Genomic DNA, 12,833 nt, shown 5'->3' with positions numbered 1-12,833 from the left:
GCAAAGAGGCCGCTCACGCGGCCTCTTTTTTTGTCATTTGACCGCCGCGTTCCCTCCGTCCGCGTAGAGCGCAGAACCTGCCACGAAGCTCGCCATCGGGCTCGCCAAGAACAGTGCTACCTGGGCGATTTCCTCGGGCTGGGAGATGCGCTTGAGGGCATGCAGACCCGCCGCCCATTCCTTTTGTGCCGCGTCGCCGGCCATGGGAGTGTCCGTGCCGCCGGGTAACAGCGCATTGGCGCGTATGCCGCGCGCGCCATAATCGGCGGTAATCCCTTTCACCAGACCCATGATCCCGGCCTTGGATGCGCCATAGGCGCCCATGCCGGGGATGCCGACGCTGGTGCCGACGAAGGTGGAGGTGAAGATGATCGATCCCCCGCCGCGTTCGAGCATGGCCGGGATCTGCGAGCGGGCGCCAAGAAAGGCGCTCGTGAGGTTCATGGTCATGGTATGCTGCCACTCCTCAGCCGTCACCTCCCCGAGCGGCTTATAGGGCCCGACGGTACCGGCGTTGTTCAAGGCGATGTCGAGACCGCCAAACCGGCCGAGCGCGGCTTCGAGCAATGTCCGGTGGGTCTCTTCGTCCGCGACATCGCCTGCCACGGCAACCGCACGGCCGCCAGCCTCTTCGATCTCGGAAACAAGTTTCTGCAGTGCCGCCTCGCCGCGTGCATTGGCAACGACGGCAGCGCCCTCCTGGGCGAAGAGAAGAGCGGCGGCCCGGCCGATGCCGCTTGATGCGCCGGTGACGATGGCAACCTTGTTGGTCAGCATGATGTAGCTCCTGTTGGCTTTACATCCGCTGTCTAAGGCCGCCCGGCGCCCACCGACACCCGTTTCCTGACCGAATGAGAAACGCCCTCAAGCCTTCCGGTTCACCATGTAGACACCTGCGACCACGATCACCGTGCCGACGATCATCGGCCAGGTCAGCGGTTCGCCGAACAGGATGGCCGCCTCGATCGCCACGACCGGCGGCATCAGGTAGATGAGCGAGGCGGCACGGGATACCTGGCCGCGGCGGATGAGGTAGAGCAGCAGGCCGACGGCGCCCATGGACAGGCCAAGCACAGACCAGGCCATGGCGAAGATCGCCTCATGGGTCCAGTCGAAGCGCAGGTTTTCAAGGCTGAGCGCCAGCGGGATCGTGACGATCAGCGCCCCGACGAATTGCAGCGTCGCGATCGAGAACAGGTCGCCCTCCTGCAGGTGGCGCTTCTGGTAGAGCGTGCCGTAGGTGACCGAGGTCATGGCGACGAGGTTGATCAGGACCGGAACCGCAAGGCCTGCCAGCCCGCGCTCCAAGACGTCGAGAAGCTGCGGCGAGATCGCGATCAGGATACCGGCGAAACCGAGCGCCAGGCCGACCTTCTGCAGCGGCTTGAGGCGCTCGCCGAGAAAAATAGGCGCGACCATGGCGGTCAGCAGCGGCTGCAGCCCGGCGATGATGCCGGAAAGGCCGGCCGGCACGCCCTGCCCGATCGCGTACCAGACGCCCGCAAGATAAAGCCCGTGCAGGAAAACGCCGGAGAAGATCGCATGACCGAACTGGACACGGCTCTTCGGCCATTTTGCCCGGGTGACCAGGCAGACGACGAAAAATGCCGCCGCGGCGAGCGCGTGGCGTCCGGCCAGAAACGTCAGGGGATCGGCGTGCACGGCCGCATATTTCGCGACGATCCAGCCCGTGGACCAGAGGAAGACGAAGAGGGCCGGAGCCAGACGATCGAGCATGGTGGGAGATTTCCGGCAAAGCCATTTTAGAACGGATTTGCTTATTCCCTGGCCGCCCAGGCGTCAAAGCAGAAAAACTGATCGCAAGGATCAGCGCCCGTCAACCGGATCACTCCGGCAGCGGATCCTGCCCCATCAGCCTCTGTCCGAGCGCCGTCGATTCCCGCACCGCGTCGAAGCCGTATTTCGCCATTCCCCGCTCATAGGCGTTGAGAGCCAGGGACAGGTCGACCTCGTCGAGATCGGCGGCGATCAGCGAATGACCAAGCAGCGCCGCGTCACGCATCGCAATGTTCGCGCCGCGGCCGAGCGTCGGCGTCATGGCATGGATCGAATCGCCGAGCAGGGTAACCCGCGATGCGGTATCAAGCGTGCAGGGAATACTCGAATGCATCTCGATCGCGAAGAACGACGCGGGGTCGGCCTGAGCCGGCATGATCGCCGCCGCCTCCGGCCAGTCCCGCAGCATGCGCACGGCAACCTGCTGCAGCTCCGCGCCGCTCGCGCGACGCAGCGCGGCATCCTCGATGCCGAAATGCTCGCGGCGGCCGCCGACGATGCAGACCATGTAGTCCCGCTCCGGCGATAGACAGGCTTGCGAGGCAAGACGCGCCGAGGCGAGCCCCGGCGCGGACGGAAAGACGACCGGCCCGAGGCCGAGGAAGACCTTGCGTGGATCCGAGGCGGCGGTGAAGACATCCGCAAGCACGCGCTTCGGCAGGATTTCGCGCGCCGTCTCCATCGGAATGCGGGCATAGATGGCCCGCACGCCCGTATCCATCGTCCGCGCCTCCGGCAGGCGTTGCGCGCGGACGGCAGACCGGATGCCGTCGGCCCCGATCAGCACATCGCTCCGCACCGCAGAACCGTCGTCGAAGATGGCAGTCACGCCCTCCTCGTCCTGTTCGTAACGAACGAACCGGGCGCCGAAACGGATGACGTCGTCCAACCCCGTGAGCAGGATTTCACGCAGCGTCGCGCGGTTGACGTTGACATGCACCGGCGCGCATTCTGCCAGCCAGTGGCCCCGGCTCTGCGCTAGACTGCTGGCATGGCCGCCGCTCGGGACGCGGCGCAGTTCCTTGAGCGAGGTATCGACGATCGTCGTGAAGGGGGCCGGCCGCATCGCGGTCGCCTCGAAAAGCGAAAGCAGGTCTTCCGGCAGGGCGTCGCGCAGCGCGCCGACGCCATCCTTGTCGAGATGCAGGCGATAGCCCTGCGGACGATCCGAAGGGCTGGCGTCGCGTTCGAATATCGCAACCTCGATATTCGAACGGCGCAGCATCTGGGCAAGGCAAAGCCCGCCGAGCCCGCCACCAATGACGGTAATTTTCAAACGAGACATAGGACGCTCCTCTTCCACACGGGGAAAAGGACGCACAGGAGGGAGCTGACCCACCATGGGCCGATCCTTGTACGAACGCAAAGCGCCACCTGGACTACCGACCGGGCTGTGACTTTTGCACGTCCGGCGGCGTTATGGCGAAGAGGCACCGATCTGTCAATTCCGCGCCGCCATTGAGCAGCACTTGGGCAGCTGATGTTTTTCAAGGCAGGAGACTTATTCACCTCCTCCTAAAGTAGGGAGCTTGCCGAGCGCCAGAATCAGCGCATTTACTGGTGGGGGGAGCGTCGAAGCTGTATTTTTTTGACGCGCGGAATTCTTTTCCGCCAATTGCGCACAGTTCTTGCATTGCCTTCACCGTTGTACTCTTATGGCCAAAAAAGGGGAATGCGCCTTTGGCATTTGATGAAATGTTGACTGCGGAAAACCTTCCGCGACCGCCATACAAGACCTACCACGAATGGTATGCCAGTCAGGACGCTGCGCACCTGATCCGCAAGACCCAGGACGCGGAAAACATATTCAGAAAGACAGGCATCACATTCGCGGTCTATGGACACGCAGACAGTTCCGAAAAACTCATCCCCTTCGACATCATTCCCCGCATCATCTCGGCTCGTGAATGGCGCAAGCTCGCGCAGGGCATCGAGCAGCGGGTTCTGGCGCTCAACGCCTTTCTCGACGACATCTACCACAAGCAGGAGATCATCAAGGCCGGCCGCATTCCCCGCGCGCTGATCGAGAGGAACGTCACCTTCCTGCCCGAGATGATCGGCTTCAAGCCGCCGGGCGGCGTCTACACCCATATCGTCGGCACCGATATCGTGCGCACCGGCGAAGACCAGTTCTACGTGCTGGAGGACAATGCCCGCACGCCGTCCGGTGTTTCCTACATGCTGGAAAACCGCGAAACCATGATGCAGATGTTCCCGGAACTCTTCACCATGAACAAGGTGCAGCGCGTCGAGGACTACCCGCGGCTGCTGCGCCAGTCGCTCGCCTCGCTTGCCCCTCCCGGCTGCAAGGGGCGGCCGCGCGTCGCGGTGCTGACCCCCGGCATCTTCAACTCGGCCTATTACGAACACTCGTTCCTGGCCGACCAGATGGGCGTCGAACTCGTCGAAGGCGGCGATCTGCGCGTCATCGACGGCCGCGTCAAGATGCGCACCACCCGCGGCTACGAGGCGATCGACGTGCTCTACCGCCGCGTCGACGACGACTACCTCGATCCGATGACGTTTCGCGCGGATTCGGCGCTCGGCATTCCCGGCATCATGGATGTCTACCGGGCCGGCAACATCACCATCGCCAATGCACCCGGCACCGGCATCTGCGACGACAAGGCGATCTATTCCTACATGCCGGAGATCGTCGAATTTTATACCGGCCGCAAGGCGCTGCTCGAAAACGTGCCGACCTGGCGCTGTTCTGAGCCCGACAGCCTCAGATACGTGCTGGAGCACATCGAGGAACTGGTCATCAAGGAAGTGCACGGTTCGGGCGGCTACGGCATGCTGGTCGGCCCGACGGCGAGCAAGAAGGAACGCATCGAATTTGCCGAGAAGCTGGCCGCCAAGCCCGCCAACTACATCGCCCAGCCGACGCTGGCGCTATCCACCGTGCCGATCTTCGTCAACAAGGGGATCGCGCCCCGCCACGTCGACCTGCGCCCCTATGTGCTCGTCTCCGACAAGGTGAAGATCATCCCCGGCGGCCTGACCCGCGTGGCCCTGAAGCAGGGGTCGCTGGTGGTCAATTCCAGCCAGGGCGGCGGCACCAAGGACACCTGGGTACTGGAAGATTGAGGTCGTAGAGACATGCTCGGAAGAACTGCAAACGGCCTCTACTGGATGTTCCGCTACATCGAGCGGGCCGAGAATATCGCCCGCCTCGTCGATGCCGGTCTGCGCGTATCGCTGACCCGTGCCGGCTCCTCCGACGAGGACTGGCACGGCGTGCTCGAAAGTGCCGGCGTGCGCGAAGCCTATTCGCAAGTGCATGCCGAACTGACGGCGGCGGACGCGATCGACTATCTGCTGCGCGACCAGGCCAATCCGTCGAGCGTCATGTCCTGCATCGAATTCGGGCGCAACAACGCCCGCATGGTGCGCACGGCGCTGACCCGCGAGACCTGGGAGGCGACCAACGAATGCTGGATCGACCTGAAGGCCCGGCTCTCCCGCAAGCTGAAGCAGACCGACCTGCCGGAGCTGATCGACGTCATCAAGCATCGCTGCGGCCTCATCCGCGGCGCCTTCCATGGCTCGATGCTGAGGAACGACCTCTACAATTTCTCGCGCATCGGCACCTTCATCGAACGCGCCGACAATACCAGCCGCATTCTCGACGTGAAATATTACGTGCTGCTGCCGGCGATCAGCCAGGTCGGGTCGAAGCTCGACAATTACCAATGGGAATCGATCCTGCGCTCGGTCTCGGCCCACCGTTCCTACGGCTGGGTTTATGACGGTGAATATCAGTCCGCCAACATCGCCGATTTCCTCATCCTGAAAGTCCAGATGCCGCGTTCGCTCGCCTATTGTTACGAGAAGATCGTCAGCAATCTCGGCTATCTTGGGGAAACCTATGGGGAGCAGGTGAAGGCCCACGAGACAGCTGCAGCGATCCACTCGACGCTGAAGCGCGGCTCGATCTCCGACATCATGGATCACGGCCTGCACGAATTCCTGGAGGATTTCGTCAGCCGCAACAACCAGCTCAGCGCCGAAATCACCGAAGGCTACCGTTTTTACCAGTAGGCCCAACAGGCACAGGATTTACCGCACATGCGGCTCAAGATCGCCCACACGACCGAATATCTCTATGACGAGCCGGTGCCCTATTCGCTGCAGCGGCTCAGGCTGACGCCGACCGACGGCCCCGGCCAGAAGGTCATCAACTGGTCGATCACCGTCGATGGCGCCAAGATCGAGGCGGGTTATGCCGACCAGTTCGGCAACCGCGTCGAGCTGGTCTCCACCGAGGGCACCGAGCACATGATCCGCATCGTCGCTTCCGGGGAAGTGGAGACCCACGACCGCGCCGGCGTCTTCGGTCCGCACCAGGGTTTCTGCCCGCTCTGGCTGTTCCTGCGCGAGACCGCGCTGACAAAGCCCGGCAAGCTCATCCGCGAACTCGCCAGGAGCCTCAAGGGCGACAGCGAGCTTGCCAAGATGCATGCGCTGATGGAGGCGCTCCACGAGACCGTTGCCTATACACCAGGTACGACCGGCACCGAGACCACCGCCGAACAGGCGCTGGAGGCAAAGACCGGCGTCTGCCAGGACCATACCCATATCTTCATCGCCACCGCCCGCCTGCTCGACATCCCGGCCCGCTATATTTCCGGCTACCTGCTGATGGAAGGCGCGACCGAACAGGCGGCAACCCATGCCTGGGCGGAAGTGCACCTGCCGGGCCTCGGCTGGGTCGGCTTCGACGCCTCCAACAAGATCTGCCCCAACGACAGTTATGTCCGGGTCGCCTCCGGCCTCTGCTACCGCGACTGCGCCCCCGTCTCCGGCATGCGCCTCGGCCCGGCCGGCGAAAACCTCAAGGTTTCCCTGACGGTGGCGGCAAGCCAGGGACAGAGCCAGACACAATCCCAGGGGTGAAAGACCCGCCAAAATCGGGAGCGCTGCCCGGCATGGCTGGCGTTCTCGTCCGGAGCGTACCTCCCGGCTAGGACCGTCACACGGCGCATGGTTCCTTAACCATAAACGGCGTTCCTGATTTCCCAAGCAATTCAAGGGTTGAAAGATCGCACGGAGACGGCGATCTCTATGCTGCATTGCGGCATGGATTATTGTTGCCTACAATGCGCGGGGCTGCGGGTTACCGAAACGCATGGCAATGCCATGCCTGAATGAGGATACCAGATGCTTGATACGTCCAAAACCAAGTCGCAGGATCTCGAGTCGATCGCGCGCCATGGCGGAACTTTCCGGCGGATGGCCGCACGCGTGCCGACCTATCTTACCGACCTGCGGGAGAACCCGGCTTGGCTTCCCATGTTCCTTCTGGCCCGAACAATCCCGTTCAGGCGGGCGCATTGGCTGACCGCCAGGCGCGTCCCGAAGTCCGCGCCGGTGGGAACATCGATGTTCGGCGATATCGAGGCCGATAAGGTCGCGGAGGAACTCAGGCGCAGCGGGATCTTCACCGGCCTCATCCTGCCTGACGCGATTCGGCAGGAGATCGCGCATTTTGCATCCGAAACCCCGTGCTTCGGCAATTTCGAGCGGAAACTCGAATTCCGTGCCGGTGAACATGCGGAAGCGGAACGCCGTTTCGGTCGAACGATCTTGAGCGGCCACCATTTCGAGCGGATCGCCCGGTGCGAGGCGGCGGTCGCCGTGCAGCAGGATCCTCTTCTTCTGGATATCGCAAGGCACTATCTGGGCGGTGAAGCCAAGCTGATCACCACCCGGACGTGGTGGAGCTTTCCCACTCAGTCCGCTTCGGAGGCCGATCTCAGCCGTGCGTCTTTCAAATTTCATTTCGATCTCGACGACTGGAGGATGCTGAAATTCTTTTTCTACCTGTCGAATGTCGATGAGGACGCGGGACCGCACGTCTACATGCGCGGCAGCCACAATAAGCGTCGTCTCAAGCACCAGTTGACCCTCCTTGTCGGGCATCCGGCAGAAGAAGTGCTCGAGTTTTATGGAGAGGAAAGCGCCGTCACCCTGACCGGCAAGGCGGGCTACGGGTTCGTCGAAGACCCCTTCGGCTTCCATATGGGGACGGTGGCAAAACATCATCCGCGTCTCATGATGGAAGTCGGGTTCGGCGTATCGAAACCCTCAAAGCGCAGATATCACGGCGAGCCCGTCGTGCGCTGAACGAGCCCTACGGCTCGATGAGCCCCGACCAGGGGCTCATCCCATCCATCGCCAAGATACCCGCAAGCTCGACGCCATCTCCGCATGCTCTAGTCCCGCCCCATAAAAGAGGTGGCGCATGCTGTTTGGGCAATCGGTCTTCCAGTCGGTGCTGACGCGACTGAAGCAGGAGCACGGCGAAGACGAGGCCGAAGAGGCCGGCGCGGGCTTCCGCATCAAGGGGCTCGGCATGGGTTTCGTCGCGCCGACGGATGACGGCCCGGCGGTGACCGCCACCGGGACCGAAGCCTATTTCGCCTTCCTTCCGGACGTGGCCGAGATCGAACTGGAGCGCGAGCCGCCGGAACCGGAACCGGAAGAGCCGCCGCCGGCGCCGGTCATTCCCGCCCACCTGCTGCGGCTGACGATCGAGGAGATTGCTGCGGAGCTTGCCATCACGGCTGCCGATACGGAGGCGACGCTTGCCGAAAAGCGACGGCATTTCGCCAAGGCCAACCATCCGGACGGCGTCGCGCCGGAATTTCGGGAAAACGCCAATACCCGCATGAAGACCGCCAACTTCCTGATCGACACCGCGATCAAGGGGCTCTTCTGGCGCTAGAGCATGTCGCGCAAAAACTGTGCAGCGGTTTTGCGACAACGACATGCGTAAAACAAAAATCTAAATCCTAGTCCTGCGGGTCGTCGGCGGGCTTCTCGACCGGCGGTTTTTTCTTCTCGATGAACAGCTTGTAGGTGGCGTAGGCACCCAAGCCGCCGATGATGACTGCCCAGAACGGCTCTCCGGCGACCAGTTCGAAAATCGCCCAGGCGGCGCAGACCGCCGGGATCAGCACCCGCCGCCAGAGCGGCGCGTAGAAGGGATGGTTCGGATCGATCATGGTCTCACTCCCGGCCAGTCGTTTTGCCACCGGTCATTCCCCGGCAGCCTGCATGTGCTGGCGCGAACCGATGATATCCTGGTCGACGATCGAAAATGCAAGATTGAGATGCCCCTCGAACACCAGCGAGGGCTCGTCCGGCACGACGGTCAGGGCCGGCATGCCGCCGAGCCGCACCACATGCGTCTGCGCCAGCCCCTCCTCGATGCCCGCCTCCAGCAGATCCTGATAGCGCGTACCGGGACCGGTGATGAAGACCGGCATGTGGCCATGCAGGCTCAGCAGCCGCGACAGACCATAACCCAATGCCGCGCCCGCATGGCGGAAGGCGAGCTGCGCCATGCGATTGCCCTGCCGGGCGCGGGCGGCGATCTTGTCGATTTCCGCCACCGGCACGAATTTCGCCGGGATCGTATCCACCGGCACCTCGAAGGCGGCCCGCAGGATGGCGTAGAAGCCGGCATAGGCCTCGACGCAGCCGCGCGCGCCGCAGCGACAGAGCCCGCCATTCGGCATGTGGAGCATGTGCCCGAAATTCGGCGCCGAGATTTCCGGAACCCCGTTGGCGATCCGGCGCGCGATCCCGAGCCCGATGCTGTGACCGAGCGAAAGCGCGGCGAGAACCGGCTCGCCGCCACCCTGCGTCTTGACTTCCCGCTCGAGCAGCGCGCCTGCCACCAGCAGCGTCTCGTTGTTGAGGATGACCTTGGCCTGCCAGCCGTCTTTCAGCGCCGCGGCGAAATCGACGGGCTGCGAACCGAAGACCGGCGACCAGACGAGCACCGGCTCGCCCGGATGCGCGATCCCCTTGCTGCTGACCGAGACGAGCAGCACGCTGCCGCGATCGATTCGGGAACGTTCCACAGCCCGTTCGAGCGCCGCCGAAATGGCAGCGAGGAAGGCCACAGTGCCCCCCTCGCCGCGCGGCTCGCTGAACCGGTCGAGCAGCGTGCCGGCATAGTCGACCAGCGAATACTGGATCAGGTCGGACGAGATGATGACAGTGATCAGATAGCCGCAATTGCGCCTCTGGCTGAACAGAACGCGCGGCCGGCCGCGGCCGACGGTCGCCTGCTGCTCGCTCTTTTCGATGATGCGGGCGCGTTCAAGATCGGCGGTGATCGAGGAGATCGTGGCCGACGCCAACCCGGTCGCATCGGAGATTTCCGTATGCGCGAGCCGGCCATGGCGACGCAGCGCAGACAGCACGAGCGCGCTGTTCTGCTGCCGGACCAGTTCCGTGCTCGATTTCGCCAGCATTCCGCCTGCCGCCTCCCTCACTCCATCTGTCGATACGGCAGTGTCTTGTCCTCCACAAGTGCCGATTGACAGCCCTTGGAATCTCTGACATCTAATTTCTCGACTGTCGAGAAAAAAGCTTGAACGCTTTCTCCGGCAGGTTATCTGGCGGGGGGAGAGCACGGAGGCTAAGGCCCATCCGCCGTCACTCGGGAGGACATTATGAAATCATTCGCAAAGCTGATGGCCGGCGCGGCCATCCTCGTTTCCATGCATACCGCCGCCATGGCGGCCGATCTCGTCGTCGGCGTTTCGTGGTCCAACTTCCAGGAAGAACGTTGGAAGACCGATGAAGCCGCCATCAAGAAGGCACTCGCAGCTGCCGGCGCCAAGTATATTTCCGCTGATGCCCAGTCGTCCGCCGCAAAGCAGCTCACCGACGTCGAGTCGCTGATCTCGCAGGGCGCCAACGCGCTGATCGTTCTGGCACAGGATTCGAGCGCCATCGGCCCGGCCGTCGAAAAGGCCGCAGCCGAAGGCATCCCGGTCGTCGGTTACGACCGCCTGATCGAAAACCCGGCTGCGTTCTACATCACCTTCGACAATAAGGAAGTCGGCCGCCTGCAGGCGCAGGGCGTCTTCAAGGCAAAGCCTGAAGGCAACTACGTCTTCATCAAGGGCTCGTCCGCCGATCCGAACGCGGACTTCCTGTTCGCCGGCCAGATGGAAGTGCTGAAGGCTGCAGTCGACGCCGGCAAGATCAAGAATGTCGGCGAAGCCTATACCGACGGCTGGAAGCCCGAGAATGCCCAGAAGAACATGGAACAGTTCCTGACCAAGAACAACAACAAGGTCGACGCGGTCGTGGCATCCAACGACGGCACTGCCGGCGGTGCGATCGCGGCCCTCGACGCTCAGGGCTTGGCAGGTTCGGTTCCGGTCTCCGGCCAGGACGCCGACAAGGCGGCCCTGAACCGCGTGGCGCTCGGCACCCAGACGGTCTCCGTCTGGAAGGACAGCCGCGAACTCGGCAGGAACGCCGCTGAAATCGCTCTGGCACTTGCCGGCGGCAAGAAGCTGACCGAAATCAAGGGCGTCCAGACCTTCGAAGGCGGCCCGAAGAAGGTGAAGATGCAGTCCGTCTTCCTGAAGCCGCAGGCGATCACCAAGGACAACCTGAACGTCGTCATCGAGGCGGGCTGGATCAGCAAGGCTGAAGCCTGCCAGGGCGTCAAGGCCGGTGCCGTGGCTGCCTGCAAGTAACGCATGGCTGTTCGCAGACAATAAGCTCACCGACGCCGCAGCACTTCTGCCGCGGCGTCGGTTTTCGGCGTAAGATGGCGCGGCCGCACAAAGGGTTACCCAGCGGCTGAACGTCACTGAGGCGCGATCCGGCTCGACACTTATGGAGCCGAGGCGTCTCGCTAAAGGTGGGGAACGGCGAAACATGGCCGAGACAATACGGTCCACAACGAATTCCAAGACATCGGCAGCGGCAGGACAGGCGGAAGGCAATATCGTTGCCCGCTTCTTCCGCGCCACCGAGATCGACACGCGCATGCTGGGCATGATCGGCGCGCTGCTGATCATCTGGGTCGGGTTCCACATTCTGACAGGCGGCCTCTTCCTGACGCCGCGCAACCTGTGGAACCTCTCGGTGCAGACAGCCTCGGTCGCCGTCATGGCGACCGGCATGGTGCTCGTCATCGTCACCCGCAACATCGACCTTTCGGTCGGCTCGATCCTCGGTTTCACCGGCATGATCATGGGCGTGCTGCAGGCACGGTTTCTGCCCGAGATGCTCGGCTTCGATCACCCGGCCATCTGGATCATCGCGCTGGCCGGCGGGCTCGTCGTCGGCGCGCTGATCGGCACGCTGCACGGCGTCATCATCGCCTTTCTCGGCGTTCCCTCTTTCATCGTCACGCTGGGCGGCCTGCTCATCTGGCGCGGCGCCACCTGGTTCGTGACGAGCGGCCAGACGGTTGCGCCGATGGACGTCAACTTCCGCCTGATGGGCGGCGGCACGGAAGGCTCGATCGGCGCCACCTGGAGCTGGATCGTCGGCATCATCGCCTGTCTGGCCATCATCGCGGCGATCATCAACGCCCGCCGCCAGCGCAAGCGCTTCTCCTTCCCGCGCCGGCCGGTCTGGGCGGAATACGTGCTGGTCGCGCTCGGCTGCGTCATCGTGCTCGGCGCGGTGTGGATCGCCAACAAATATTACTGGCCGATCAACATCGCCCGCCGTTACGCCGAGGCAAACAACATCGCATGGCCGGAAGGCGGGCTGCTGATCTCGCAAGGCATCGCCATCCCGGTGCTGATGGCGATCGCCGTCGGCATCGTCATGACCTTCATCGCCACCCGCCTGCGCTTCGGGCGCTATGTCTTCGCGATCGGCGGCAATCCGGAAGCCGCAGAACTTGCCGGCATCAAGACCCGCTGGGTGACGGTCAAGATCTTCGCGCTGATGGGCATGCTCTGCGCCATCGCCGCGGCGATCTCCACCGCCCGCCTCAACGCCGCCACCAATGCGCAAGGGGAGCTCGACGAGCTCTACACGATCGCCGCTGCGGTCATCGGCGGCACCTCGCTTGCCGGCGGCATGGGGTCGATCGCCGGCGCGATGCTCGGCGCGCTCGTCATGCAGTCGCTGCAGTCCGGCATGGTGCTGCTCGGCATCGATTCGCCGTTCCAGCGCATCGTCGTCGGCATGGTGCTCGTCACGGCCGTCTGGCTCGACACCGTCTATCGTTCTCGCGCCAAATAACAGGAGTTTTCATC

At 63.3% G+C, this 12,833-nt stretch carries 11 protein-coding genes and 1 pseudogene; 7 read left to right on the top strand and 5 right to left on the bottom strand.

Annotation, left to right across the window (positions count from 1 at the left end; all coding sequences use genetic code 11):
• Nucleotides 1-33 precede the first annotated feature (33 nt).
• From PMI07_RS22810 to PMI07_RS22800, 3 genes are all read right to left on the bottom strand, one after another.
• Nucleotides 34-777 (bottom strand): SDR family oxidoreductase, encoded by a 744-nt coding sequence (locus PMI07_RS22810; protein ID WP_007761674.1) that lies wholly within the window; start codon nucleotides 775-777, stop codon nucleotides 34-36.
• Nucleotides 778-864: 87 nt separating this feature from the next.
• A complete protein-coding gene (locus tag PMI07_RS22805) occupies nucleotides 865-1,737 on the bottom strand; it encodes a DMT family transporter (protein ID WP_007761684.1) in 873 nt (290 codons plus the stop codon).
• 109 nt (nucleotides 1,738-1,846) lie between these two features.
• Nucleotides 1,847-3,082, bottom strand: coding sequence for an NAD(P)/FAD-dependent oxidoreductase (locus PMI07_RS22800; protein WP_007761686.1), 1,236 nt, complete (start codon nucleotides 3,080-3,082; stop codon nucleotides 1,847-1,849).
• A 395-nt stretch (nucleotides 3,083-3,477) separates the two neighbouring features.
• Between PMI07_RS22800 and PMI07_RS22795 the strand changes: the two genes are divergently transcribed.
• From PMI07_RS22795 to PMI07_RS22775, 5 genes are all read left to right on the top strand, one after another.
• Complete coding sequence (locus tag PMI07_RS22795) at nucleotides 3,478-4,887, top strand: circularly permuted type 2 ATP-grasp protein (protein ID WP_037087981.1); 1,410 nt, start codon at nucleotides 3,478-3,480, stop codon at nucleotides 4,885-4,887.
• 12 nt (nucleotides 4,888-4,899) lie between these two features.
• Nucleotides 4,900-5,841: an alpha-E domain-containing protein gene (locus PMI07_RS22790; RefSeq protein ID WP_007761690.1), complete on the top strand. Its 942-nt coding sequence runs from the start codon at nucleotides 4,900-4,902 to the stop codon at nucleotides 5,839-5,841.
• Nucleotides 5,842-5,868: 27 nt separating this feature from the next.
• Complete coding sequence (locus PMI07_RS22785; protein WP_007761692.1) at nucleotides 5,869-6,696, top strand: transglutaminase family protein; 828 nt, start codon at nucleotides 5,869-5,871, stop codon at nucleotides 6,694-6,696.
• A 264-nt stretch (nucleotides 6,697-6,960) separates the two neighbouring features.
• A complete protein-coding gene (locus PMI07_RS22780; RefSeq protein ID WP_007761694.1) occupies nucleotides 6,961-7,926 on the top strand; it encodes a hypothetical protein in 966 nt (321 codons plus the stop codon).
• A gap of 118 nt (nucleotides 7,927-8,044) precedes the next feature.
• Entirely contained in the window at nucleotides 8,045-8,527 is a 483-nt protein-coding gene (locus PMI07_RS22775; protein ID WP_007761701.1) for a hypothetical protein, read from the top strand.
• 121 nt (nucleotides 8,528-8,648) lie between these two features.
• On the opposite strand, the pseudogene PMI07_RS22770 reads toward PMI07_RS22775, so the two are convergent.
• Together PMI07_RS22770 and PMI07_RS22765 are read right to left on the bottom strand one after the other, a co-directional pair.
• Nucleotides 8,649-8,807: pseudogene (locus PMI07_RS22770) on the bottom strand (DUF3329 domain-containing protein); the annotation flags it as partial.
• 33 nt (nucleotides 8,808-8,840) lie between these two features.
• Nucleotides 8,841-10,067, bottom strand: a complete 1,227-nt coding sequence (locus PMI07_RS22765) for an ROK family transcriptional regulator (protein ID WP_024164058.1) — start codon at nucleotides 10,065-10,067, stop codon at nucleotides 8,841-8,843.
• A 201-nt stretch (nucleotides 10,068-10,268) separates the two neighbouring features.
• On the opposite strand from PMI07_RS22765, the gene xylF reads away from it, so the two are divergent.
• Both xylF and PMI07_RS22755 read left to right on the top strand, forming a co-directional pair.
• Nucleotides 10,269-11,309, top strand: a complete 1,041-nt coding sequence (gene xylF / locus PMI07_RS22760) for a D-xylose ABC transporter substrate-binding protein (protein WP_007769767.1) — start codon at nucleotides 10,269-10,271, stop codon at nucleotides 11,307-11,309.
• A gap of 184 nt (nucleotides 11,310-11,493) precedes the next feature.
• Nucleotides 11,494-12,819, top strand: a complete 1,326-nt coding sequence (locus tag PMI07_RS22755) for a sugar ABC transporter permease (RefSeq protein ID WP_007769765.1) — start codon at nucleotides 11,494-11,496, stop codon at nucleotides 12,817-12,819.
• Nucleotides 12,820-12,833 lie beyond the last annotated feature (14 nt).

Origin of the sequence: Rhizobium sp. CF080 (genome assembly GCF_000282095.2) — a bacterium.
Lineage (GTDB): Bacteria > Pseudomonadota > Alphaproteobacteria > Rhizobiales > Rhizobiaceae > Neorhizobium.
This window is presented reverse-complemented; position numbering and strand designations above follow the sequence as displayed.